The following is a 24710-nucleotide window of genomic DNA, read 5'->3' on the forward strand; positions in this document are numbered from 1 at the left end:
CTCATGACCGACAGCACCAGCACCAGCACCGAGGCGGTCCTCGACCGCGCGCGCTTCGGTGCGGACGGCCTGCTCCCGGCAGTCGTGCAAGAGGAATCGTCGAAGGACGTCCTCATGCTCGGCTGGATGGACCGCGAAGCCCTCCGCCGCACCCTGACCGAGGGGCGGGTGACCTTCTGGTCCCGCTCGCGGCAGGAGTACTGGCGCAAGGGCGACACGTCCGGACACGCCCAGTACGTGCGTGCGGCCGCGCTGGACTGCGACGACGACACCCTCCTCGTGACCGTCGAGCAGGTCGGTGCCGCGTGCCACACGGGTGCCCACCGCTGCTTCGACGTCGACCCGCTCGACCCGGTCACCGCCTCGGCGCCTGCCGACGCGTCTGCCGACGCGTCTGCCGACGCGTCTGCCGACGCGACGGTCTCCGACCTGACGGAGGCGACCCGATGACCACGACGACCACCCCGCCGTCCGCGACGGTCCCCGACAAGCCGCACACGACCTCCCGTCCGGAGTTCGACGGCCTGCTGGCGGACGGCCACCGCGTCGTCCCGGTGGTGCGCGCCCTCTACGCCGACAGCGAGACGCCGGTCGGCGTCTACCGGAAGCTCGCCGACGGCCGCCCCGGGTCGTTCCTGCTCGAGTCCGCCGGTCAGGGCGGCCTGTGGTCGCGCTGGTCCTTCGTCGGCGTGCGGAGCTACGGCGTCCTGACCCAGGACGGCGACCGGGCCGCGTGGATCGACACCGGCATGAGCGTCGACCGTGCCGTGGGCTCGCTCGACGGCGCACCGCTCGAGGTCCTCGCGCGCCTGCACGAGCGCTGGGCCACGCCCCGCGTGCCGGGCACGCCGCCGCTCGTCGGCGGGACGGTCGGGTTCATCGGCTGGGAAGCCGTCCGGCAGCTCGAGCACCTGCCGAACGTGCCGCCGGCCGACTTCGAGGTGCCCGGGCAGTCCCTCGCCTTCGTCGCCGAGCTCGCCGCGCTGGACCACCGCACCGGACTCGTCCTGCTCGTGGCCAGCGCCCTCAACGACGGCACCGACGACGCTGACGCGCTCTGGGCCGGTGCGCAGGAGCGCCTCGACCGGATGCAGGCCGACCTCGTCCAGCCGAGCCCGGCCACCGTCGCCGAGGCCTTCGACATCGCCGAGCCCACCGCCAGGCACCGCACGACCCCGGTCGACTACATGGCGTCCGTCGTGCGGTCGAAGGACTTCATCCGCGACGGCGACGTCTTCCAGGTCGTCATCTCGCAGCGGTTCGACCACGACGTCACGGCCGACCCGCTCGACGTCTACCGGGTCCTCCGCACGCTCAACCCGAGCCCGTACATGTACTTCCTGTCCATGGCCGACACCGCTGGCGAGCCGTTCTGGATCGTCGGCGCGTCGCCAGAGGCACTGGTCAAGGTGCAGGACGGCCGGGTGATCACGCACCCGATCGCCGGGTCCCGCCCCCGCGGAGCCACGCCAGAGGAAGACGTGCGCCTCGGCGAGGACCTGCTCGACGACCCCAAGGAGCGGGCCGAGCACCTGATGCTCGTGGACCTGTCCCGCAACGACCTGCAGAAGGTGTGCGAGCCCGGCACCGTCGCGGTCACCGAGTTCATGACCGTCGAGCGCTTCAGCCACATCATGCACCTGGTGTCGAGCGTCGAGGGCGTCGTGCGGCCCGGACAGTCGGCGATCGACGTGTTCCGGGCGACGTTCCCGGCCGGCACGCTCTCCGGGGCGCCGAAGCCGCGTGCGCTGGAGATCATCGACGAGCTCGAGCCGGCCAAGCGCGGCGCGTACGCCGGGGTCGTCGGGTACTTCGACTTCGCCGGCGACGCCGACCTGGCGATCGCGATCCGGACGGCACTCATCAAGGACGGCGTCGCACGGGTGCAGGCAGGCGCCGGGCTCGTCGCCGACTCCGACCCCGCCACCGAGCACGCCGAGGCCGTCAACAAGGCCGCGGCGCCGCTCCGGGCCGTGGCCACCGCCAACCGCATGCGCGAGGTCCGGTCATGAAGCGCACCCGACCGCTCGTCGTCGTCCTCGGCCTGGCCGTCGCCGGCATCGTGATGCTCTCGTGGACCCAGACCTGGTTCACGCTCCGCCTGGACGCCGCCGCCGCCGTGACCCCGACCGTCGTGGCCGACGGGGCCGCCGCGGTCCCGCAGTTCACGGCGCTGGCGATCGCCCTGCTCGCGCTGTTCCTCGCCATGACCATCGCCGGACGGGTCGTGCGGGTCGTCCTCGCCGGCATCGAGATCCTGCTCGGCCTGGGCATCGTCGTGTCCGGGGTGTCCGCCCTCAGCGACCCGGTGTCGGCCGCGCGTGGTGCCGTCGGCGAGGTCGCGGGCGTGAGCGACCTGGCGGCGGTGCGCCGCATCGTCACGAGCGTCCACGTGACCGCGTGGCCCGCCGTCGGCATCGCCGGGGGCGTCCTCGCGGTGCTGCTCGGCATCGTCGTGCTCGTCGTGCAGCGCTCCTGGCCCGGGCCGAGCCGCAAGTACGCCGCGACGCCCACCGCGACCGCGCCGAAGTCGGCCCCGGTCGAGCGTGACGCGATCGTCGACTGGGACGACCTCAGCGCCGGGCTCGACCCGACGGACCCCGCCGACCCGGTCACCGTGACCGAGGCCGACCCCGTCCCCGTGACCGAGACGGACAGCCTCGGCACGGTAGGATCAGAGTCGCGTCGTACGACCGACGACGCCCACGACCATGAGGAGCACCGTGAGCACCACTGAGCCCGCAGATCTCGGCGAAGGCCACTCGCCGGCCGCCTGGACGTCCGTCATCATCATGCTGGCGGGCTTCGCGATCGGGACGCTGTGCTTCTGGTTCGACATCGCCTGGGGCGTCTGGGCGTCCGCCGGCATCGTCGTGATCGGCCTCGTCGTCGGCTGGGTCATGGGGCGTGCCGGCTACGGCGTCAACGGTCCGAAGTACGTCGGCAAGCACCACAACGAGTAGGGCGAGCATGCCGAACGTGCTCGAGACCCTCGTCGCGGGCGCGCTGGAGGACGCCGCCGCCCGTCGCCTCGACCGTCCGTACGCCGACGTCGAACGCGACCTCGACCGTGTGTCCTCCCCGCTCGACGCCCTCGACTTCCTGTCGGCGGGGGAGCGCGTGAAGGTCCTCGCCGAGGTCAAGCGCGCCAGCCCCTCCCGCGGGTCGATGGCCCCGATCGAGGACCCGGCCGCCCTCGCCGCCGACTACGAGCGCGGCGGTGCCTCGGCGATCAGCGTGCTGACCGAGGGACGCAAGTTCCTCGGGTCGCTCGCCGACCTCGAGGCCGTGAAGGCCCGCGTGTCGGTGCCGGTGCTCCGCAAGGACTTCATCGCCGACCCGTACCAGGTCGTCGAGGCCCGCGCGGCGGGTGCCGACATCGTCCTGCTCATCGTCGCCGCGCTCGACCAGGCCCAGCTCGTCGAGCTGCACGGCCTGGCCGAGGAGCTCGGCATGCGCGTGCTGGTCGAGGCCCACTCCGCGGACGAACTGTCCCGCGGGATCGACGCCGGAGCCCGGATCCTCGGCGTCAACGCCCGGGACCTCACCGACTTCTCGCTCGACCGCGACCTCTTCGGCTCCCTGGCCGACCGCATCCCCACCGGGGTCGTCCGGGTCGCCGAGTCCGCCGTGACCAGCCCCGCCGACGTCGCGCACTACCGGGCAGCCGGTGCCGACGTCGTCCTCGTCGGAGAGGCGCTGGTCACCGGCGCCGACCCGGCCGCAACGCTCGCGTCGTTCCTCGACGCCTGACCACCCCGTTCGCCGGGCGTCCGCGCCCGGCACCCCTGGAGCACCATCGTGACCTCACTCCGTGACCTCCACGGCCCGTACTTCGGTGACTTCGGCGGACGCTTCGTCCCCGAGTCGCTCGTGCTGGCCCTCGACGAACTCGAAGCCGCCTTCCGCGAGGCCTGGGCAGACCCGGCCTTCCACGACGAGCTGGACACGCTGCAGCGCGACTACACCGGCCGCCCGTCGATCATCACCGAGGTGCCGCGCTTCGCCAAGCACGCCGGCGGTGCCCGCGTGATCCTCAAGCGCGAGGACCTCAACCACACCGGCTCGCACAAGATCAACAACGTGCTCGGCCAGGCCCTCGTCGCGAAGCGCCTCGGCAAGACCCGCCTGATCGCCGAGACCGGCGCCGGCCAGCACGGCGTGGCCACCGCCACGGCCGCCGCGCTCTTCGGCATGGACTGCGTCGTCTACATGGGCGCCGTCGACACCGACCGCCAGGCGCTCAACGTCGCCAGGATGCGGCTGCTCGGCGCCGAGGTGATCCCGGTCGAGACGGGGTCGCGCACGCTGAAGGACGCCATCAACGACGCGCTCCGCGACTGGGTCGCCAACGTCGACTCGACGCACTACCTGCTCGGCACGGTCGCCGGACCCCACCCCTTCCCGGAGATGGTCCGTGAGTTCCACAAGGTGATCGGCGTCGAGGCCCGCCAGCAGGTCCTCGACCTCGTCGGCCGCCTGCCCGACGCCGTCGCGGCGTGCGTGGGCGGCGGGTCCAACGCCATGGGCATCTTCGAGGCCTTCCTCGACGACGAGTCCGTTCGCCTCCTCGGCTACGAGGCCGGCGGCGACGGCGTCGAGACCGGTCGCCACGCGGCCAGCATCACCCTCGGCCGCGAGGGCGTGCTGCAGGGCGCCAAGTCGTACCTGATGCAGGACGAGGACGGCCAGACGATCGAGAGCCACAGCATCTCCGCCGGGCTCGACTACCCGAGCGTCGGGCCCGAGCACGCCTACCTGGCGTCGATCGGTCGCGCGCAGTACGAACCCATCACCGACACCGAGGCGATGGAGGCCTTCCGTCTGCTGAGCCAGACCGAGGGCATCATCCCCGCGATCGAGTCGTCGCACGCCCTCGCCGGGGTCATCAAGCTCGGCAAGGAGCTCGGCCCCGACGGCGTCATCCTGGTGAACCTCTCCGGGCGCGGCGACAAGGACGTGGCCTCGGCCAGCCGGTACTTCGGCATCCTCGACGAGACGGCGGAGCAGCTGTGACCACCATCCGGACCGTCGCCACGACGATCGACCAGGCCAACACCGACCGTGCCGGTGCGGTGGTCGGGTACCTGCCCGCGGGCTTCCCGACGCTCGAGACCAGCATCGAGGCCGCCGTCGCCCTCGCCGAGAACGGCGTGGACGTCATCGAGCTCGGGCTGCCGTACTCGGACCCCGTGATGGACGGCCCCGTCATCCAGCGCGCGGCCGAGGAGTCCCTGGCGAACGGCTTCCGCGTCGCGCAGGTCTTCGACGCCGTGCACGCCATCACCGAGCGCGTCGACGTCCCCGTCCTCGTGATGACGTACTGGAACCCCGTGCTCCGGTACGGCGTCGAGCGCTTCGCCGACGACCTCGTGCAGTCCGGCGCCGCCGGCCTGATCACCCCTGACCTCATCCCCGACGAAGGCGGCGCGTGGATGGACGCCTCGGAGCGCACCGGTCTCGACCGCGTGTTCCTCGCGGCGCCGTCCTCCTCGGACGTCCGCATGCACCAGGCCGTCGAGGCCAGCCGGGGATTCGTCTACGCCGTCTCCACGATGGGCGTCACCGGCGCGCGACTCGGCGTCGACGTCGCCGCCCGCACGGTCGTCTCCCGACTCCGCGACGCGGGCGTCGCCCGCACCTGCGTCGGGCTCGGCATCTCGACCGCCGACCAGGTCGCCGAGGTCCTCGAGTACGCCGACGGCGCCATCGTCGGCTCGGCCTTCGTCCGCGCCCTCGCCGACCTCGGCGTCACCGGTGTCGGGCAGCGGGCCGCCGAGCTGACGGTCGGCGCCCAGCGCCGCTGACGACCAGCAGTTCCTGACGGGAGGCCCGGTGCGGGTGAGCGGACCCGCTCACCCGCACCGGGCCTCCAGGCCTCCCGGCCTCCATCGCGGTTCCCACAGACACCGCCGTCGGTTCCTGACCACCGGACCACCCGCGCTACAGTGATCCGGGGTCGACGCGGGTCGACCCACCGCCCGGACGCACCGGCTGCGCAGCAACGAAAGGCGAGAGCACCTCCATGCCCCTCCTGAGCATCCCGAGTCCCAGCACGGCCTGGCAGTACTTCGACCTGACGGCCTGGCTGCGCGACGTGTTCGGCTGGTCGCTGCCGCTCGACTTCCGCATCCACGCCTACGCGATCTGCATCCTCCTGGGGATCGTCGCCGCCGTGATCCTGACGAACCGCCGCCTGAACGCCCGCGGTGTCGAGCGCTGGATCATCATCGACATCGCGATCTGGGCGGTGCCGTTCGGCATCGTCGGCGGTCGGCTCTTCCACGTCCTGACGCACTTCAGCGACTACTTCGGGCCCGGGCGCGACCCGTGGTCCTTCCTCTACATCTGGGAGGGCGGCCTGGCGATCTTCGGGGCGCTCATCCTCGGGTCCGTCGGCGCCTACTTCGGCTGCCGTCAGGTGGGGCTGCGCTTCACCGCGTTCCTCGACGCCGTCGCGCCGGCGATGCTGCTCGCGCAGGCCTTCGGCCGCCTCGGCAACTACTTCAACCACGAGCTGTTCGGCATGCCGACCAGCCTGCCGTGGGGGCTGCAGATCGAGTCCTCGAACGCCGCGTACCCGACCGGGCTGCCGGAGGGCACCCTGTTCCACCCGACGTTCCTCTACGAGATCATCTGGAACGTCGTCGGCGTCGCCGTGATCCTGCTCGTCGACCGCCGCTTCCAGCTGCAGTGGGGCCGTGTCCTCGCGCTGTACCTCATCTGGTACGGCATCGGGCGCTCCGTCCTCGAGTCGATCCGCGTCGACACGAGCGAGACCTTCTTCGGCGTCCGCACCAACGTGTGGGTCGCGTTCATCGCGATCCTGCTCGGCATCGTCATCTTCGTGGTGCAGTCCCGCCGGCACACCGGCAAGGAGCCGAGCCCCTACCTGCCGGGTCGCGAGCCGCGGTCGAAGTCCGTAGACTCGGACGACACCTACTCGGAGCACGACGACGACGTCCCCGTCGGCGCCGCTTCCGGCTCGGTCGCCACAGCAGTCGATCGTTCCTGAGGGAGCGGCCTGGCGCCGCCACCCGACCAGCACCACCCCGACGGGTCTGCCACAAGCGGACCCATCCTCCGCACGACGTCCGGTACCCACCCGCTGACGCCGCGCACGGGCACCAGTTCCGCCCACCTCGAGCTCGCCCACCCCGGGTCCGGCCAGGTGGGGCGGAACGCACTACCGGGCCACCGCTGTCCCTGTTCCACTTCCTCGTGAGGACGGTTCCCCATGGCGCTCCTGCCACCCCAGTCCACGGCATCGGCCGCGCTCCTGCCGGCGCACCAGCGTTTCTCGGCGGTGCCGAAGGCCACCGGGATGTACGACCCGGCGAACGAGAAGGACGCCTGCGGTCTCGCGATGGTGGCGACGCTCCGCGGGACGCCAGGGCACGACATCGTCGACGCCGCACTCGGTGCGCTGCGCAACCTCGAGCACCGCGGTGCCGTCGGTTCTGACGCGGGCACCGGTGACGGCGCCGGCATCCTCTGCCAGGTGCCGGACGCCTTCCTCCGTGACGCCGTGCCGTTCGACCTGCCCGCGGCGGGGGAGTACGCCGTCGGCACCGCTTACCTGCCGGTGGACGCCGACGACCGCGCCGCCGTGAAGGCCGCGATCGAGGCCACCGCCGACGACGAGGGCCTCCGCGTCCTCGGGTGGCGCGAGGTCCCGGTCCGCCCGGAGGTCCTCGGCACCCTGGCCCGCGCCGCGATGCCGGCGTTCGAGCAGCTCTTCGTGGCGTCGACCCGCCACGACGAGCAGGGCGCCGCGTGGAACGGCATCGCGCTGGACCGCCAGGCGTTCCGGATGCGCAAGCGCGTCGAGCGCGAGCGCGAGGTCTACTTCATGTCGCTGTCCGCCCGGACGATGGTCTACAAGGGCATGGTCACGACGCTGCAGCTCGAGCCCTTCTACCCCGACCTCAGTGACGAGCGCTTCGCCTCGAAGCTGGCGATCGTGCACTCCCGGTACTCGACGAACACCTTCCCGTCGTGGCCGCTCGCCCAGCCGTTCCGCACGCTCGCGCACAACGGTGAGATCAACACCGTCCGCGGCAACCGGAACTGGATGCGCGCGCGGCAGTCGCAGCTCGAGAGCGACGTGCTCGGCGACATGGCGCCGCTGCTGCCGATCGTCAGCCCCGGTGCGAGCGACTCCGCGTCGTTCGACGAGACCCTCGAGCTCCTGACCCTGTCCGGCCGTTCGCTCCCGCACGCGGTGTCGATGATGGTGCCGGAAGCGTGGGAGAACCAGCTCGACATGGACCCCGACCTGCGGGCGTTCTACGAGTACCACTCGATGCTCATGGAGCCGTGGGACGGCCCCGCTGCCATCACCTTCACCGACGGCTCGCTCGTCGGCGCCACGCTCGACCGCAACGGGCTGCGTCCCGGACGGTTCTTGGTGACCGACGACGGGCTCATCGTGATGGGCTCGGAGACCGGTGTGATCGACGTGCCCGCGTCCAAGGTCGTCCGCAAGGGCCGTCTCCGCCCGGGCCGGCTCTTCCTGGTCGACACCGAGGCCGGCCGCATCATCGAGGACGACGAGGTCAAGCAGGGCCTGGCGTCGTCCGGGCCGTGGAGCGAGTGGCTCGAGGCCGGGCGCATCAACCTGCGCGACCTCCCCGAGCGCGAGCACATCGTGCACACCCCGGCGTCGGTCACCCGTCGCCAGCGGGCCTTCGGCTACACCGAGGAAGAGGTCCGCATCCTGCTGCGGCCGATGGCCCAGGCCGGTGCAGAGCCGCTCGGCGCCATGGGGTCGGACACGCCCATCGCGGTGCTCTCCGAGCGCCCCCGGCTGCTGTTCGACTACTTCACGCAGCAGTTCGCTCAGGTGACGAACCCGCCGCTCGACTCGATCCGCGAGCAGGTCATCACCTCGATGGGCCTCGGGCTCGGTCCGGAGCGCAACCTGCTCGACGCCGGTCCCGAGCACGCGAAGCAGATCGTGCTCGACTTCCCGGTCATCGACAACGACCAGCTCGCCAAGGTGCAGCACTTCGAGAGCGACTCCGGCCGGCACCTCTCGGTGACGATCAAGGGCCTGTACCGCGTCGACGCCGGCGAGCAGGCCATGGAGCAGCGGCTCCAAGCCGTGTGCGTCGAGGTCGACGAGGCCATCGAGGCCGGCAAGCAGTTCATCGTGCTCTCCGACCGCGACGGCAACGCCGAGAACGCGCCGATCCCGAGCCTGCTGCTGCTCGCCGCCGTGCACCACCACCTGATCCGGACCGAGCAGCGGATGAAGGCCGGGCTCATCGTCGAGGCCGGCGACGTGCGCGAGGTCCACCACGTGGCGACCCTCATCGGCTACGGCGCCTCGGCGATCAACCCGTACCTCGCCATGGAGACCTGCGAGAACCTCGTGCGCTCCGGCATGATCAGCGGGATCACCCCCGAGCAGGCCGTGAAGAACGTGATCAAGGCGCTCGGCAAGGGCGTGCTGAAGATCATGTCGAAGATGGGCATCTCGACGGTGTCGAGCTACGCCGGTGCGCAGGCGTTCGAGGCCGTCGGGCTCAGCCAGGCGTTCGTGGACCGCTACTTCACCGGCACCTCGTCGATCCTCGGTGGCGTCGACATCGACGTGATCGCCAAGGAGAACGCCCAGCGGCACCAGCAGGCCTACCCGCTGGACGGCTCGGTCGTCGCGCACGAGCGCCTGCAGACCGGCGGCGAGTACCAGTGGCGCCGACAGGGTCCGCCGCACCTGTTCAACCCGGACACGGTGTTCCGCCTGCAGCACGCCACGCGCTCGCGCCGGTACGACATCTTCCGCGAGTACTCCAGGGCCGTGGACGAACAGGCCGAGGAGCTCATGACGCTCCGCGGGCTGTTCCGGTTCAAGCAGGGCGAGCGCACCCCGGTGTCGCTCGAGGACGTCGAGCCGATCGAGTCGATCGTCAAGCGTTTCAACACCGGCGCCATGTCGTACGGCTCCATCTCCAAGGAAGCCCACGAGACCCTCGCGATCGCGATGAACCGGCTCGGTGGCCGGTCGAACACGGGCGAGGGCGGCGAGGACGTCGACCGCCTGCTCGACCCCGAGCGCCGCAGCGCGATCAAGCAGGTCGCGTCCGGGCGCTTCGGCGTGACGAGCATGTACCTGACCCACGCGACGGACATCCAGCTGAAGATGGCCCAGGGCGCCAAGCCCGGCGAGGGCGGCCAGCTGCCCCCGCAGAAGGTCTACCCGTGGGTCGCACGGACCCGGCACGCCACCGCCGGCGTCGGCCTCATCTCGCCGCCGCCGCACCACGACATCTACTCCATCGAGGACCTCAAGCAGCTGATCTTCGACGTCAAGCGCGCCAACCCCTCGGCGCGGGTCCACGTCAAGCTCGTCAGCCAGTCGGGCATCGGCGCGGTCGCAGCCGGCGTGACGAAGGCCCTGGCCGACGTCGTGCTCGTCTCCGGCCACGACGGCGGCACCGGGGCGTCCCCGCTGAACTCCCTGAAGCACGCCGGCACCCCGTGGGAGATCGGTCTCGCCGAGACGCAGCAGACGCTCATGTTGAACGGCATGCGCGACCGCGTGGTCGTGCAGGTCGACGGGCAGATGAAGACGGGCCGCGACGTCGTCGTGGCCGCGCTGCTCGGCGCCGAGGAGTACGGCTTCGCGACGGCACCGCTCGTCGTCGAGGGCTGCATCCTGATGCGGGTCTGCCACCTCGACACATGCCCGGTCGGCGTCGCGACGCAGAACCCGGAGCTCCGCAAGCGGTTCTCCGGCAAGCCCGAGTTCGTCGTCAACTTCTTCGAGTTCATCGCACAGGAGGTCCGCGAGCTCCTCGCCGAGCTCGGCTTCCGCACCCTCGACGAGGCCATCGGTCAGGCCGACGCCCTCGACGTCGACCGCGCCGTGCACCACTGGAAGGCATCCGGCCTCGACCTGGCCCCCGTCCTCGCGGGCCCGCAGTTCGCGCCCGACGAACCCCGCCGACACCACCGCGAGCAGGACCACGAGCTCGAGCAGCACTTCGACGTGCAGCTCATCCACCGGGCGTCCGACGTGCTCGAGCACGGCGGGTCGCTCACGCTCGACCTGCCCATCCGCAACACCGAGCGCGCGGTCGGCACGATGCTCGGCCACGAGGTCACCCTGCGCCACGGCGAGAACGGGCTGCCGGCCGGGTCGATCGACATCACGCTGCGCGGGTCCGCCGGGCAGTCGCTCGGCGCGTTCCTGCCGGCCGGCATCACCCTCCGGCTCATCGGCGACAGCAACGACTACGTCGGCAAGGGCCTGTCGGGCGGCGACATCGTGGTGCGTCCCGCCGAGTCCAGCGGCTTCGAGCCGTCGGAGAACGTCATCGCCGGCAACGTCATCGGCTACGGCGCGACCCAGGGCAGCATGTTCATCCGCGGCATCGTGGGGGAGCGCTTCCTGGTCCGCAACTCCGGAGCCAGTGCCGTGGTGGAGGGCGTCGGCGACCACGCCCTCGAGTACATGACGGGCGGCCTCGCGGTCATCCTCGGTGAGACCGGGCGCAACCTCGGCGCCGGCATGTCCGGCGGCACCGCGTACGTCCGTGGCCTCCGGCGGGAGCACGTCAACACCGACGCGCTCGCGAGCGGTGAGCTCCGGCTCGAGCCGCTCGACAGCGCCGACGTCGAGATCGTCACCGACCTGCTCCGGCGGCACGCCGACGAGACCGAGTCGACCCTGGCCGCCGGGCTGCTCGAGTCCGGTGACCTCAGCGAGTTCGTGAAGGTGCTCCCGCGGGACTACGCGGCCGTGCTCGAGACGCGCAGACAGGCCGTCGACGAGGGGCTCGACCCCGACGGCGACATCGTGTGGAACAGGATCATGGAGGTGACCGCAGGTGGCTGACCCCAAGGGGTTCCTGAAGGTCCAGGAACGAGAACTGCCGCCCCGGCGGCCCGTGCCCGTGCGGCTCATGGACTGGAAAGAGGTCTACGAGCAGCAGGAGTCGGGCGCGCTCAAGCGCCAGGCCGGCCGCTGCATGGACTGCGGCGTGCCGTTCTGCCACCAGGGCTGCCCGCTCGGCAACCTGATCCCGGAGTGGAACGACCTCACGTGGCGCGGCGACGGCCGCCAGGCGATCGAGCGGCTCCACGCGACGAACAACTTCCCGGAGTTCACCGGGCGCCTCTGCCCGGCGCCCTGCGAGGCCTCCTGCGTGCTCGGCATCAACCAGCCGCCGGTGACCATCAAGCAGGTCGAGGTCTCGATCATCGACGAGGCGTACCAGAAGGGCTGGGTCACTCCGCACCCGCCCGAGCGCCTGACCGGCAAGACCGTCGCCGTCGTGGGCTCCGGCCCCGCCGGCCTGGCCGCCGCGCAGCAGCTCACCCGCGCCGGTCACACCGTCGCCGTCTACGAGCGTGACGACCGCATCGGTGGTCTGCTCCGCTACGGCATCCCGGACTTCAAGATGGAGAAGCGCCAGATCGACGCGCGCCTCGCCCAGATGCAGGCCGAGGGCACCCGCTTCCGCGCGGGCGTCGAGATCGGCCGCGACATCACCTGGGACGACCTGAAGTCCCGCTACGACGCCGTCGTCGTCGCCACCGGGGCCACCGTCCCGCGCGAGCTGGCGATCCCGGGGCGTGACCTCGAGGGCGTGCACTTCGCGATGGAGTACCTCGTGCAGCAGAACCGCGCGGGTGCCGGCACCGTGGTCGACAACCAGGTCACGGCCGAGGGCAAGCACGTCGTCGTCATCGGCGGCGGCGACACCGGTGCGGACTGCATCGGCACCGCCCACCGTCAGGGTGCCCTCAGCGTGACGAACCTGGCGATCGGCAAGCAGCCGCCCGTCGAGCGTCCGCAGGACCAGCCCTGGCCGATGTTCCCGACGCTGTACGAGGTCGCGAGCGCCCACGAGGAGGGCGGTGAGCGCACCTTCCTCGCGTCCACGGTCGAGTTCCTGGCCAACGACGCGGGCGAGGTCCGCGGCCTGCGCGTGGCGGAGACCGAGTACGTCGACGGCCGCCGCGTCCCGAAGGCCGGCACCGAGCGCGAGATCCCCGCGGACCTCGTCCTCATCGCGATGGGCTTCACCGGCCCGGAGACCCACACGATCGAGCCGCAGCTCGGTCTGCCGGTCGACGCCTCCGGATCCGTGGCACGCCAGTCCGACTACACGACGAACGAGCCGGGCGTCTTCGTCGCCGGTGACGCCGGTCGTGGGCAGTCCCTCATCGTCTGGGCCATCGCCGAGGGCCGTGCGGCCGCGGCGAAGGTCGACGAGTACCTCGAGGGCACGACGATGCTCCCGGCGCCGGTGAAGGCGACCGACCGGGCGATCTCCGTCTGATGCACACCACAGGGTGAGCGGGAGGCCACCGGCACTCGATAGGGTGCTGGTGGCCTCCTCGTCATGCGAAGCCCCACGAGCACGACATGCCGCACGCCCCACCGTTCTCTCGCGAGAGAGACCGTCCACCACACGAAGGAATCCATTGCGACGCGCAAAGATCGTTTCGACCCTCGGACCGGCCACCTCGGACTACGAGACCGTCAAGGAGATCATCCAGGCCGGTGTCGACGTCGCCCGACTCAACCTGAGCCACGGTGACTACAGCGTCCACGAGGCCAACTACGTCAACGTCCGCCGTGCCGCCGAGGAACTCGGCAAGCCGGTCGCGATCCTCGTCGACCTGCAGGGTCCGAAGATCCGCCTCGCCAAGTTCGCCGACGGCCCGCACGAGCTCGCCGTGGGCGACGTCTTCACCATCACGACCGAGGACGTCCTCGGGTCGAAGGAGATCTGCGGCACGACCTTCAAGGGCCTGCCGCAGGACGTCAAGCCCGGCGACCCGCTGCTCATCGACGACGGCCGGGTGCGCCTGCGCGTGCTCGACACCGACGGCGTCCGCGTCCGCACCGAGGTCGTCGTCGGCGGCACCGTGTCGAACAACAAGGGCATCAACCTGCCCGGCGTCGCCGTGAACGTCCCCGCGCTCAGCGAGAAGGACGAGGCCGACCTCCGCTGGGGCATCCGCATCGGTGCGGACCTCATCGCGCTGTCCTTCGTCCGGAACGCCTCCGACGTCGTCCGCGCCCACGAGATCATGGACGAGGAGGGCAAGCGCCTCCCGGTGATCGCCAAGATCGAGAAGCCGCAGGCCGTCGACTCCCTCGAGGAGATCATCGACGCCTTCGACTCGATCATGGTCGCCCGCGGTGACCTCGGTGTCGAGCTCCCGCTCGAGGCCGTCCCGATCGTGCAGAAGCGCGCCGTCGAGCTGTCCCGCCGCATGGCGAAGCCGGTCATCGTCGCGACGCAGATGCTCGAGTCGATGATCTCCTCGCCGATCCCGACCCGCGCCGAGACCTCCGACGTCGCGAACGCCGTGCTCGACGGCGCCGACGCCGTGATGCTCTCCGGTGAGACCAGCGTCGGTGAGTACCCGGTGCAGACCGTCCGCACGATGGCCCGCATCGTCGAGTCGACCGAGGACCACGGCCTGGAGCGCATCGCGCCGCTCGGCACGAAGCCCCGCACCCTCGGCGGCGCCATCACGCTGGCCGCCGTCGAGATCGCGGAGTTCACCGAGGCCTCGTACCTCTGCGTGTTCACCGAGTCCGGCGACTCCGCACGCCGCATGTCGCGCCTGCGTCACGGCCTGCCGATCATCGCGTTCACCCCGAACGAGGCCACCCGCCGTCGCATGGCGCTGACCTGGGGCGTCCGCTCGTTCCTCGTGGAGCGCAAGACCCACACCGACGAGCTCTTCTCGCAGGTGGACGACGTCCTCCTCGAGAACGGCCTGGCCGCCCCCGGCGACCGCGTCATCGTGACGGCCGGGTCGCCCCCCGGACTCGAGGGCTCCACGAACGACCTCCGCGTGCACCGCGTCGGCGACGCGCACGCCGAGGCCGCCCCGGCCTACGTCCGGGACTGACCCGCACCACGCACACCGCGCGACGGCGCGGACGGGAGGCCCGCCACGGCTCGCAGCTGTCGGCCTCCGGTCCGCGCCGTCATGCGTCCACCGCCCCACCCGCTCGACAGGAGACGACCACGATGCGTGAACCGAGCCTCCCGTCCGGTACCGAGGCACGTCGCCCCGGCGACGTCCGCAGGTGGCGGCGCTACCTGGCGGACGAACGCGCGGAGGCGGCCGTCTACCGGAACCTGGCGTCGCGGCGATCGGGCGAGGACCGCCACATCCTCGACGCCCTCGCCGAGGCCGAGGGCCGCCATGCACAGCACTGGGTGGACCTGCTCGGTGCCGACGTCGGACGTCCGCTCCGGGGGAGCCTGCGCACCCGGGTCCTCGCGACCCTGGCGAAGCGCTTCGGCTCCGTGTTCGTGCTGGCGCTCATGCAGCGCGCCGAGGACCGCTCACCCTACGCCGACGACGCCGACGCCACCGCGCAGATGGCGGCCGACGAGCGCATCCACGGCGAGGTCGTCCGTGGGCTCGCGAACCGTGGGCGGATGCGCCTGTCCGGCACCTTCCGCGCGGCGGTGTTCGGGGCGAACGACGGGCTCGTGTCGAACCTGGCGCTCATCATCGGCATCAGTGCCTCCGGCGCCGACCGGCACTTCGTCCTGCTGAGCGGCATCGCGGGGCTCCTCGCCGGCGCGCTGTCGATGGGGGCGGGGGAGTACGTCTCCGTCCGGTCGCAGCGGGAGCTCCTCGAGGCCTCCGCACCGCACCCCGAGGCCGGCAGCGCGGTGGCCGACCTCGACGTCGACGCCAACGAACTCGCCCTGGTCTACCGGGCCAGGGGCATGCCGGAGGACGAGGCCGCCGCGCACGCCGCCGACGTGCTGGCCGGCTTCGGCAGCGCCCCGGAGACCCGACCGACGCGCATCCCCGACGACCACGAGGCCGTCGGCAACGGCATGAGCGCCGCCATCTCGAGCTTCTGCTTCTTCGCCTCGGGCGCGGTCATCCCGATCCTGCCCTACCTGTTCGGGCTCGACGGCTGGGCGGCCATCGGCGTCGCGGCAGCGCTCGTCGGCGTCGCCCTGCTCGGCACCGGCGCGGTCGTGGGCGTGCTGAGCGGTGCGTCGCCGTTGCGCCGGGCACTGCGCCAGCTCACGATCGGCTTCGGCGCCGCCGTGGTGACCTACCTGCTCGGCCTGCTCTTCGGGACCGGCGCCGCCTGACGCGCGGGCGTGCCCGGACGCACCGTCAGCGCCGGAGGGCCGCGCGTGGGGGCAGGAGCAGGAGCGCTCCGACGCCCACCACGATGAGCGCGATGCCGGCGAGGACCGTGAAGACCGTCAGCGCCAGGCCGGGCGCGAGCAGCACGGCCACGCCGCCGAGGAGCGACAGCACCCCGCTGACGACCGACGGGACGCGGGACGAGCCCGGGTGGCCGACCGCACCGCCCACGAGGGCCGCGACGCCCTCGACCAGGAACGCCACCCCGGCGAGCACGGCGTAGACGAGCAGCGGGATCGCCGGGTCGAGCAGGGCCACGAGACCCGCGGCGGCCACGAGGGTGCCGACGACGCCGGAGGTCCACCGCCAGAGCGGGGGTGTGCCGTGCCCGCGGACCGCGGCGAAGACGCGCAGCACGCCGGACACGACGAGGTACACGCCGAACACCAGGGCGACGACGACGAGCGACGGACGTGGCAGGACGACGGCGACGACGCCGAGCACGACGGCGACCGCGGCCGTGACGACCACGAAGACCCGGAACGTGCGGACGGCACGGGAATCCACGGGCACTCCTCCTGACTGGACTGCTGAGCCCTCGACGGTACCCGGGGTCCGTCTGGTCCGTCCGGGAGCACCGGCCGTCCGCGGGGCGCGCTGCTGGTAGCGTGGGTGCCCTCGCGAGTGTGGTGGAATCGGCAGACACGGGGCACTCAAAATGCTCTGCCTCACGGCGTGCGGGTTCAAGTCCCGCCACTCGTACCAAGGCCGTTCACGGCGCGCGGGGCTGTTCCGGCCCCGGGTCCCGCCACTCGTACCATGGCCGTTCACGGCGCGCGGGGCTGTTCCGGCCCCGGGTCCCGCCACTCGTACCAGACAACGAACGGCCGCTGCGTGCCGAAGGCGTCGGGTCTAGTAGGCTCTCCGTCGTGAGTGACACAGAAGCAACTGCAACAGCACCCCGTCGCGTCGTCGTCGCCGAGGACGAGTCGCTCATCCGCCTGGACATCGTCGAGATCCTCCGCGACAACGGGTTCGACGTCGTCGGCGAAGCGGGTGACGGTGAGACCGCGGTCCAGCTGGCCACCGACCTGCGTCCCGACCTCGTCATCATGGACGTCAAGATGCCACAGCTCGACGGGATCTCCGCCGCCGAGAAGCTCTCCAAGAACCACATCGCTCCGGTCGTCCTGCTGACGGCGTTCAGCCAGAAGGAACTCGTCGAGCGCGCGACCGAGGCCGGCGCGCTCGCGTACGTCGTGAAGCCCTTCACCCCGAACGACCTGCTCCCCGCGATCGAGATCGCCCTCTCGCGGTACCAGCAGATCATCACGCTCGAGGCCGAGGTCGCCGACCTGGTCGAGCGCTTCGAGACCCGCAAGCTCGTCGACCGCGCCAAGGGCCTGCTCAACGAGAAGATGGGCCTGACCGAACCCGAGGCCTTCCGCTGGATCCAGAAGGCCTCCATGGACCGCCGCCTGACCATGCACGACGTCGCCAAGGCGATCATCGAGCAGCTCAGCGCCAAGAAGTAGTCGCGCACCACTGCTGCGGAAGCGCCGTCACCCGGTCCGGGTGGCGGCGCTTCCTCGTGCGGTGACCATCTGCGAAGGTGGAGGCGTGAACGACGTCGTGATCCGAGCCTCCCGTCCGTCCGACATGCCGGCGGTGGCCGACCTGCGGTGGCGGTGGAGCATCGAGGAGGGCGGCCAGACGCCGGTCCACACGGTCGAGGCCTACCGGTCGGCGATGACCGCGTTCGCCCGGGCGCACCCGGAGACCCACCGGTGCGTCGTCGCGGAACGCGACGGCCTGGTGCTCGGGATGGCGTGGCTCGGCCTGGTGGGCCGTCCGCCGACGCCGGACCGGCCCGACGGTCGGCTGACCGGCGACGTGCAGACGGTGTACGTGCACCCGGACCTGCGTGGGCTCGGTGTGGCGGGACGTCTCGTCACGGCGTTGCTCGACGTCGCGGACGACCTCGGCGTGGAGCGGGTGTCGGTGCACTCGAGCGTCGACGGCGAGCGGCTGTACCGACGGCTCGGCTTCGGCGACGCCCGGCTGCTGCTGCAGCGGCCGCCGGAGGACTGAGGGTCAGCGCCGCTCGCGGATCATGTTGGTGATGCGCACGGTCGAGCAGCGTCGGCCCTGGTCGTCCGTGAGCACGATCTCGTGCGTGGTGAGCGTGTTGCCGAGGTGGATCGCCGTGCAGGTGCCCGTGACGAGGCCGCTCGTCGCACTGCGGGAGTGCGAGGCGTTCAGCTCGATGCCGACGGCGTAGCGACCGGGCCCCGCGTGCACGTTCGCCGCCATCGACCCGAGGCTCTCGGCGAGCACCACGTACGCCCCGCCGTGCAGGAGCCCGACCGGCTGCCGGTTGCCCTCGACCGGGATCGTGCCGACCGCGCGCTCGGCGGTCAGCTCCGTGATGACCATGCCCATCTTGGTGGCGAGTTCACCCATGCCCCGCTCGACGAGACGCTCGTCGACGGGGCCGGTGGTGGTCGGTTCGTCGGTCACAGCGCTTGACTTCCGTGTCGGGGGGCGTCGGTAGGCTGTCCGGGTGTCGGACTCCGCAAAGCCTACCCTCATGGTCATCGACGGCCATTCGCTCGCCTTCCGGGCCTTCTATGCGCTGCCTGTGGACAGCTTCGTCAACCGTGACGGGCAGCACACCAACGCCATCCACGGCTTCATATCGATGCTGTTGATGCTGCTGCAGCGCGAGAAGCCGACGCACCTCGCGGTGGCGTTCGACATCTCCCGGTTCTCGTTCCGCACGCGTGAGTACGCCGAGTACAAGGGCACCCGCTCGGAGACCCCGGCGGAGTTCAAGGGGCAGATCCCGCTGCTGCAGCAGGCGCTCGAGGCCATGGGCATCACGACCGTCACGAAGGAGGACTACGAGGCCGACGACATCCTCGCGACGCTCTCCTCGCAGGGGGCCGAGCAGGGCTTCCAGGTCTACGTGGTCTCCGGCGACCGCGATGCCATCCAGCTCGTCAACGACGACGTCACGCTGCTCTACCCGTCGGTCCGCGGGGTGTCCGAACTGACCCGCTACGACCGCGACAAGGTCTACGAGCGCTACGGCATCGAGCCGCACCAGTACCCGGACGTGGCCGCGCTCGTCGGGGAGACCAGCGACAACCTCATCGGCGTCGACAAGGTCGGCGAGAAGACCGCGGTCAAGTGGGTGACGCAGTACGGCTCGCTCGAGGGCGTCCTCGAGCACGCGGACGAGATCAAGGGCGTCGTGGGCAACAACCTGCGCGAGCAGCAGGACCGGGCCGTCCGGAACCGCCGTCTGAACCGGCTGGTCACCGACGTGGAGCTGCCCGTCGGGCCGGCCGACGTCGCGCTCCGCCCCCTCGACGAAGCCGCCGTCCGCGAGCTCTTCGCCACGCTGCAGTTCCGCACGCTGCTCGACCGCGTGTTCAAGGTCGCAGGAACCGGTGAGCCCAGCGAGCAGACCACGGACGGCGTCGTCGAGGACACCGGCATCACCCCGCCGCCGGTGAAGACCCTCATCGACGAGGAACTCGGCTACTGGCTCGAGCGCAAGACCGCGGCGGACAGCGAGAACGGCTACGGCGTCGCGGTGGAGGTCATCGACGGCCGCCTCAGCGCGATCGGGATCGCCACCCACGACGACGCCGTCCTGGTGCCCGGCGGCAGCGGCGCCCAGGACTACGAGCAGCTGACCGCCTGGTTCGCCTCCGACGCCCCGAAGCACTTCCACGACGCCAAGGCCGCCATCAAGGCCCTCGGCACCGCGGGGATCGCCGTCAACGGCGTGGCCGGGGACGCCCGCATCATGGGGTGGCTGGCGAACCCGGGCAAGCAGGGCCAGCCCCTGACCGACCTGGTCTACCAGGAGCTCGGCGAGGAACTGCCCACCGCCGACCCGAACCAGCTCGTCCCCGAGACCGCCCCGGTGAACGTCGGCGTGCACGCCTGGTACGTCCTCCGTGTGACCACGGCGCTCCGGGCCCGCATCGACCCCGGTTCGCTCGGGGTGCTCGACGACATCGAGCTGCCGCTGGTCTCGGTGCTCGCGCAGATGGAGACCACCGGCGTCGGCATCGACCGTCCGGTGCTGACCGGGCTGTCGAAGGAACTCGGGGAGCGCGCTGCCGACCTCGCGCAGCAGGCCTTCACGGAGATCGGCCACGAGGTCAACCTCGGGTCGCCGAAGCAGCTGCAGGAGGTCCTGTTCACCGAGCTGGCGATGCCGAAGACCCGCAAGACCAAGACGGGCTTCTCGACCGACGCCGCGAGCCTGACCGACCTGCAGGAGCAGTACCCGCACCCGTTCCTCGGCCTGCTGCTGCAGCACCGTGACGCCACGAAGCTCCGGCAGATCGTCGACACCCTCGACGCCGCGGTCGTCGACGGCCGCATCCACACGCGGTACGAGCAGACCGGCACGAGCACGGGGCGTGTGTCCTCGACCGACCCGAACCTGCAGAACATCCCCGTCAAGACCGCCGTCGGTCGCCGCATCCGGTCCGCGTTCGCCGTCGCCGAGCCGTACACGACGCTCCTGACGGCGGACTACTCGCAGATCGAGATGCGGATCATGGCGCACCTCTCCGGCGACCCCGGTCTGGTGCAGGCCTTCAACGAGGGCGAGGACCTCCACCGGTTCGTCGGCGCCCGGGTGTTCGGGGTCGAGCCGGCGGACGTCAGCCCCGAGATGCGCACCAAGGTCAAGGCGATGTCGTACGGGCTCGCCTACGGTCTCAGCGCGTTCGGCCTGTCGAAGCAGCTGCGCATCGAGCAGAGCGAAGCCCGCACCCTGATGACCGAGTACTTCGCCCGGTTCGGCGCCGTGCGGGACTACCTCCGCAACGTCGTCGAGCAGGCCCGCGAGGACGGCTACACGGAGACGATCTTCGGTCGCCGCCGCCCCTTCCCGGACCTCAAGAGCCCGAACCGGGTGCTGCGCGAGAACGCCGAGCGGGCCGCCCTGAACGCACCGATCCAGGGATCGGCGGCGGACATCATGAAGATCGCGATGCTCGGCGTCGCGTCCGACCTCCGCGACGGCGAGCTCGGCACACGACTGCTGCTCCAGGTGCACGACGAACTGATCCTCGAGGTCGCCCCCGGTGAGCAGGAGCGCGTCGAGGAGATCCTGCGGGCGCGCATGGGGTCGGCGGCCGACCTGACCGTGCCGCTCGACGTGCAGGTCGGCACCGGCGCCAACTGGGAGGTCGCCGCGCACTGACCTGCGCTCGGTAGGGTCGGAGCATGACCACAGCGCGTCCCGTCCGTCAGCCCTCCGCCGTCGACCGGGTCGCCGAGGACTGGGTGACCACCCTCGTCGACCTCGACCCGACCATCGCCACGTACATCGGGGTCCCCGGGCGGACGGGGGAGTACGGCGACACCTCGCCCGCCGGAGCCGCGGCGTCGGCCGACGCGGCCCGTGCGGCTCGGCGTGCCCTCGACGCGGCCGAGCCCGTCGACGCCGTCGACCGCGTCACGAAGACCGACCTCGGGGCGGAGCTCGACCTGGTCGTCGAGTCGTACGAGCGGAAGCTGCACCTCCGCGACCTCAACGTCATCACCAGCCCGGCGCAGGCCCTGCGCGAGGTCATCGACCTGATGCCCACGGCGACCACGTCCGACTGGGAGGACGTCGCGAGCCGGGTGCGCGCACTGCCCGACGCGCTCGAGGGCTTCCGCGAGACCCTGCTCGAGGGCACCCGCGACCAGGTGGTCCCCGCCCGTCGGCAGGTCGAGCTCGTCGCCGAGCAGATGGCCAGGAGCGGGGCGGACGACGGCTTCTTCCGACAGCTCGCCACGACGGCGGCGCTCGACGACGGCGCCCCGGTCCCCGACGCACTCCGCGCGGAGCTGGTCCGCGGGGGCGAGGTCGCCGCGGCCGCGTACCGCTCGTTCGGCCGGTTCCTCCAGCACGAGCTGATGCCCCTCGCGATGCCGACCGACGCCGTGGGCCGTGACGACTACGAGCTGCACTCCCGCCGGTTCCTCGGTGCGGTGGTCGACCTCGACGAGACGTACGCGTGGGGCCTCGAGGAGCTCGCCCGGATGCGCGAGGAGCAGGAGCGCATCGCCGACCGGATCGAGTCCGGCGCGTCCGTGGCCCGCGCGATCGAGGTCCTCGACGCCGACCCCGCCCGCATGCTGCACGGCACGGACGCCCTCCGGCAGTGGATGCAGGAGACCAGCGACGAGTCGATCCGCGCGATGGACGGCCGCTACTTCGACATCGCGGACCCGATCCAGCGCCTGGAGTGCCGCATCGCCCCCACGCAGGAGGGCGGGATCTACTACACGGGCCCGTCCGACGACTTCTCGCGCGCCGGCCGCATGTGGTGGTCCGTGCCGGAGGGCGTCACCGAGTTCGGCACCTGGCGCGAGAAGACCACGGTGTACCACGAGGGCGTGCCCGGTCACCACCTGCAGATCAGCCAGGCCGTCTTCAACCGCGGCGAGCTGAACACCTGGCGTCGGCAGCTGGCCGGCCCCTCCGGTCACGTGGAGGGCTGGGCGCTGTACGCCGAGCGCCTGATGGAGCAGCTCGGGTTCCTCGACGACGACGGTGACCGCCTCGGCATGCTCGACGGCCAGCGGATGCGCGCCGCGCGCGTGGTGCTCGACATCGGCGTGCACCTGCAGAAGACCAACCCGGACGGCGGCGGCTGGACGTGGGAGTACGCCCTCGACTTCATGGGGCAGAACGTCAACATGGACCCGGCGTTCGTGCGCTTCGAGGTCGCCAGGTACTTCGGCTGGCCCGGGCAGGCTCCGTCGTACAAGGTGGGCCAGCGCGTGTGGGAGTCCGTCCGTGACGAGGTCGCCGCTCGCGAGGGCGCCGACTTCGACCTCAAGGCGTTCCACCACCGGGCACTGGCGCTCGGCGGTGTCGGCCTCGACACCCTCCGGTCGGCGCTGCTCGACTGACGCAGCAGCCCGCGCGGACGACCGCGACACGCGCCCTGCCCCGCTTGTGAGGGGTCGAGCGCACCGGTTAGACTTGTGCGGCGCAATCCGCGTCACCAGAATCCACCGCCACGGCGGCAGCATGCGGGCACTGTCCCCGCGTCGCCCTGGCCCGACTCATGTCCGTTCGGAGCAATCTCTACATGACAACCACTACGACCAAGGCTCCTAAGCAGGTCGCCATCAACGACATCGGTTCGGCTGATGACTTCCTGGCCGAGGTCGAGAAGACCCTGAAGTTCTTCAACGACGGCGATCTCATCTCCGGCACCGTCGTGAAGATCGACCGCGACGAGGTCCTCCTCGACGTCGGGTACAAGACCGAGGGTGTCATCCCCTCGCGCGAGCTCTCGATCAAGCACGACGTCGACCCCAACGAGGTCGTCAACGTCGGTGACGAGGTCGAGGCCCTGGTCCTCCAGAAGGAGGACAAGGAAGGCCGCCTCATCCTGTCGAAGAAGCGCGCGCAGTACGAGCGTGCATGGGGCGACGTCGAGAAGATCAAGGAGTCCGACGGGGTCGTCACCGGCACCGTCATCGAGGTCGTCAAGGGTGGCCTCATCGTGGACATCGGTCTCCGCGGCTTCCTCCCGGCATCGCTCATCGAGCTCCGCCGCGTGCGCGACCTCACGCCGTACCTCGGTCAGGAGATCGAGGCCAAGATCCTCGAGCTCGACAAGAACCGCAACAACGTCGTGCTCTCGCGTCGTGCACTGCTCGAGCAGACGCAGTCCGAGTCGCGCACCACGTTCCTGAACAACCTCCACAAGGGCCAGGTCCGCAAGGGCGTCGTCTCGTCGATCGTCAACTTCGGTGCGTTCGTCGACCTCGGCGGCGTCGACGGTCTCGTCCACGTGTCCGAGCTCAGCTGGAAGCACATCGAGCACGCCAGCGAGGTCGTCGAGGTCGGTCAGGAAGTCACCGTCGAGATCCTCGAGGTGGACCTGGACCGCGAGCGCGTGTCGCTCTCGCTCAAGGCCACGCAGGAAGACCCGTGGCAGGTCTTCGCCCGCACCCACGCGATCGGCCAGATCGCACCGGGCAAGGTCACGAAGCTCGTGCCGTTCGGTGCCTTCGTCCGCGTCGCGGACGGCATCGAGGGCCTGGTCCACATCTCGGAGCTCTCGAACAAGCACGTCGAGCTCGCCGAGCAGGTCGTGTCCGTCGGCGACGAGGTCTTCGTGAAGATCATCGACATCGACCTCGACCGTCGCCGCATCTCGCTCAGCCTCAAGCAGGCCAACGAGGGCGTCGACCCGGAGAGCGCCGAGTTCGACCCGGCCCTCTACGGCATGCCGACCGAGTACGACGACAAGGGTGACTACAAGTACCCCGAGGGCTTCGACCCGGAGACCAACGAGTGGCTCGAGGGCTACGACGCGCAGCGCGAGGTCTGGGAAGGCCAGTACGCGGCCGCCCAGGGTCGTTGGGAGGCCCACAAGGCCCAGGTCGCCAAGTCCCTCACGGACGAGGCAACCGGCACCTTCGACCTCCCGGCCAGCGCGTCCTCGTCGTTCACCACCGAGCAGGCCGGCCAGGGCACCCTGGCCGACGACGCCTCGCTCGCGGCGCTCCGCGAGAAGCTCAGCTCGACCAACTGATCGAGCTCAGCAGCAACTGAACGCACCGGAAGC

19 protein-coding genes and 1 tRNA gene are annotated in these 24710 nt (G+C 71.0%); 18 read left to right on the forward strand and 2 right to left on the reverse strand.

Annotation, left to right across the window (positions count from 1 at the left end; all coding sequences use genetic code 11):
• Positions 1-3 precede the first annotated feature (3 nt).
• From hisI to ITJ54_RS01370, 12 genes are all read left to right on the forward strand, one after another.
• Positions 4-450: a phosphoribosyl-AMP cyclohydrolase gene (gene hisI / locus ITJ54_RS01315; protein WP_194625545.1), complete on the forward strand. Its 447-nt coding sequence runs from the start codon at positions 4-6 to the stop codon at positions 448-450.
• Positions 447-2012 carry an anthranilate synthase component I gene (locus tag ITJ54_RS01320; protein WP_194625546.1) on the forward strand — a complete coding sequence of 522 codons (1566 nt, stop codon included), beginning with the start codon at positions 447-449 and terminating at the stop codon, positions 2010-2012. Before hisI ends, ITJ54_RS01320 begins: the two co-directional genes overlap by 4 nt.
• Positions 2009-2737: a Trp biosynthesis-associated membrane protein gene (locus ITJ54_RS01325; protein WP_194625547.1), complete on the forward strand. Its 729-nt coding sequence runs from the start codon at positions 2009-2011 to the stop codon at positions 2735-2737. Before ITJ54_RS01320 ends, ITJ54_RS01325 begins: the two co-directional genes overlap by 4 nt.
• Complete coding sequence (locus tag ITJ54_RS01330; protein WP_194625548.1) at positions 2712-2963, forward strand: DUF6704 family protein; 252 nt, start codon at positions 2712-2714, stop codon at positions 2961-2963. The genes ITJ54_RS01325 and ITJ54_RS01330 overlap by 26 nt, the downstream gene beginning before the upstream one ends.
• 16 nt (positions 2964-2979) lie before the next feature.
• Positions 2980-3753, forward strand: coding sequence for an indole-3-glycerol phosphate synthase TrpC (gene trpC / locus ITJ54_RS01335; protein WP_194626183.1), 774 nt, complete (start codon positions 2980-2982; stop codon positions 3751-3753).
• Between the two features lie 48 nt (positions 3754-3801).
• On the forward strand, positions 3802-5016 hold the full coding sequence (gene trpB / locus ITJ54_RS01340; RefSeq protein WP_194625549.1) for a tryptophan synthase subunit beta: 1215 nt from the start codon (positions 3802-3804) through the stop codon (positions 5014-5016).
• Between the two features lie 5 nt (positions 5017-5021).
• Positions 5022-5807, forward strand: a complete 786-nt coding sequence (gene trpA / locus ITJ54_RS01345) for a tryptophan synthase subunit alpha (RefSeq protein WP_416354889.1) — start codon at positions 5022-5024, stop codon at positions 5805-5807.
• Between the two features lie 218 nt (positions 5808-6025).
• Entirely contained in the window at positions 6026-7015 is a 990-nt protein-coding gene (gene lgt / locus ITJ54_RS01350; RefSeq protein WP_194625551.1) for a prolipoprotein diacylglyceryl transferase, read from the forward strand.
• Between the two features lie 309 nt (positions 7016-7324).
• Complete coding sequence (gene gltB / locus ITJ54_RS01355) at positions 7325-11845, forward strand: glutamate synthase large subunit (protein ID WP_194626184.1); 4521 nt, start codon at positions 7325-7327, stop codon at positions 11843-11845.
• On the forward strand, positions 11838-13295 hold the full coding sequence (locus ITJ54_RS01360) for a glutamate synthase subunit beta (RefSeq protein WP_194625552.1): 1458 nt from the start codon (positions 11838-11840) through the stop codon (positions 13293-13295). Before gltB ends, ITJ54_RS01360 begins: the two co-directional genes overlap by 8 nt.
• 145 nt (positions 13296-13440) lie before the next feature.
• The gene (pyk, locus tag ITJ54_RS01365) at positions 13441-14886 is read left to right on the forward strand and encodes a pyruvate kinase (RefSeq protein ID WP_194625553.1); all 1446 of its coding nucleotides are present in this window, start codon (positions 13441-13443) and stop codon (positions 14884-14886) included.
• Positions 14887-15008: 122 nt separating this feature from the next.
• Positions 15009-16103, forward strand: coding sequence for a VIT1/CCC1 transporter family protein (locus ITJ54_RS01370; RefSeq protein ID WP_194625554.1), 1095 nt, complete (start codon positions 15009-15011; stop codon positions 16101-16103).
• Between the two features lie 25 nt (positions 16104-16128).
• Here the strand turns inward: ITJ54_RS01370 and ITJ54_RS01375 are convergent, their stop codons facing one another.
• On the reverse strand, positions 16129-16668 hold the full coding sequence (locus ITJ54_RS01375; RefSeq protein ID WP_194625555.1) for an HdeD family acid-resistance protein: 540 nt from the start codon (positions 16666-16668) through the stop codon (positions 16129-16131).
• Between the two features lie 113 nt (positions 16669-16781).
• On the opposite strand from ITJ54_RS01375, the gene ITJ54_RS01380 reads away from it, so the two are divergent.
• The 3 genes from ITJ54_RS01380 to ITJ54_RS01390 all read left to right on the forward strand — a co-directional run bounded on the left by ITJ54_RS01380 (position 16782) and on the right by ITJ54_RS01390 (position 18192).
• A tRNA-Leu gene (locus tag ITJ54_RS01380) sits at positions 16782-16866 on the forward strand.
• A 164-nt stretch (positions 16867-17030) separates the two neighbouring features.
• The gene (locus ITJ54_RS01385; RefSeq protein ID WP_071275157.1) at positions 17031-17636 is read left to right on the forward strand and encodes an ANTAR domain-containing response regulator; all 606 of its coding nucleotides are present in this window, start codon (positions 17031-17033) and stop codon (positions 17634-17636) included.
• Between the two features lie 85 nt (positions 17637-17721).
• On the forward strand, positions 17722-18192 hold the full coding sequence (locus ITJ54_RS01390; RefSeq protein WP_194625556.1) for a GNAT family N-acetyltransferase: 471 nt from the start codon (positions 17722-17724) through the stop codon (positions 18190-18192).
• A 3-nt stretch (positions 18193-18195) separates the two neighbouring features.
• Here ITJ54_RS01390 and ITJ54_RS01395 read toward each other — a convergent pair whose 3' ends face one another.
• Positions 18196-18564, reverse strand: a complete 369-nt coding sequence (locus tag ITJ54_RS01395) for a PaaI family thioesterase (protein ID WP_228508391.1) — start codon at positions 18562-18564, stop codon at positions 18196-18198.
• Between the two features lie 127 nt (positions 18565-18691).
• On the opposite strand from ITJ54_RS01395, the gene polA reads away from it, so the two are divergent.
• The 3 genes from polA to rpsA all read left to right on the forward strand — a co-directional run bounded on the left by polA (position 18692) and on the right by rpsA (position 24677).
• Positions 18692-21334 (forward strand): DNA polymerase I, encoded by a 2643-nt coding sequence (gene polA, locus ITJ54_RS01400; protein WP_228508119.1) that lies wholly within the window; start codon positions 18692-18694, stop codon positions 21332-21334.
• Between the two features lie 23 nt (positions 21335-21357).
• Complete coding sequence (locus ITJ54_RS01405) at positions 21358-23037, forward strand: DUF885 domain-containing protein (protein ID WP_194625558.1); 1680 nt, start codon at positions 21358-21360, stop codon at positions 23035-23037.
• A gap of 182 nt (positions 23038-23219) precedes the next feature.
• On the forward strand, positions 23220-24677 hold the full coding sequence (rpsA, locus tag ITJ54_RS01410) for a 30S ribosomal protein S1 (protein ID WP_194625559.1): 1458 nt from the start codon (positions 23220-23222) through the stop codon (positions 24675-24677).
• Positions 24678-24710 lie beyond the last annotated feature (33 nt).

Source organism: Curtobacterium sp. VKM Ac-2865 (assembly GCF_015350905.1).
Lineage (GTDB): Bacteria > Actinomycetota > Actinomycetes > Actinomycetales > Microbacteriaceae > Curtobacterium.

Coding starts and splice junctions, on each gene's coding strand:
- hisI (WP_194625545.1), top strand. CDS start 4: ATGACCGACAGCACCAGCACCAGCACCGAGGCGGTCCTCGACCGCGCG.
- ITJ54_RS01320 (WP_194625546.1), top strand. CDS start 447: ATGACCACGACGACCACCCCGCCGTCCGCGACGGTCCCCGACAAGCCG.
- ITJ54_RS01325 (WP_194625547.1), top strand. CDS start 2,009: ATGAAGCGCACCCGACCGCTCGTCGTCGTCCTCGGCCTGGCCGTCGCC.
- ITJ54_RS01330 (WP_194625548.1), top strand. CDS start 2,712: ATGAGGAGCACCGTGAGCACCACTGAGCCCGCAGATCTCGGCGAAGGC.
- lgt (WP_194625551.1), top strand. CDS start 6,026: ATGCCCCTCCTGAGCATCCCGAGTCCCAGCACGGCCTGGCAGTACTTC.
- gltB (WP_194626184.1), top strand. CDS start 7,325: ATGTACGACCCGGCGAACGAGAAGGACGCCTGCGGTCTCGCGATGGTG.
- ITJ54_RS01370 (WP_194625554.1), top strand. CDS start 15,009: ATGCGTGAACCGAGCCTCCCGTCCGGTACCGAGGCACGTCGCCCCGGC.
- ITJ54_RS01395 (WP_228508391.1), bottom strand. CDS start 18,564: ATGGGTGAACTCGCCACCAAGATGGGCATGGTCATCACGGAGCTGACC.
- polA (WP_228508119.1), top strand. CDS start 18,692: ATGGTCATCGACGGCCATTCGCTCGCCTTCCGGGCCTTCTATGCGCTG.
- ITJ54_RS01405 (WP_194625558.1), top strand. CDS start 21,358: ATGACCACAGCGCGTCCCGTCCGTCAGCCCTCCGCCGTCGACCGGGTC.
- rpsA (WP_194625559.1), top strand. CDS start 23,220: ATGACAACCACTACGACCAAGGCTCCTAAGCAGGTCGCCATCAACGAC.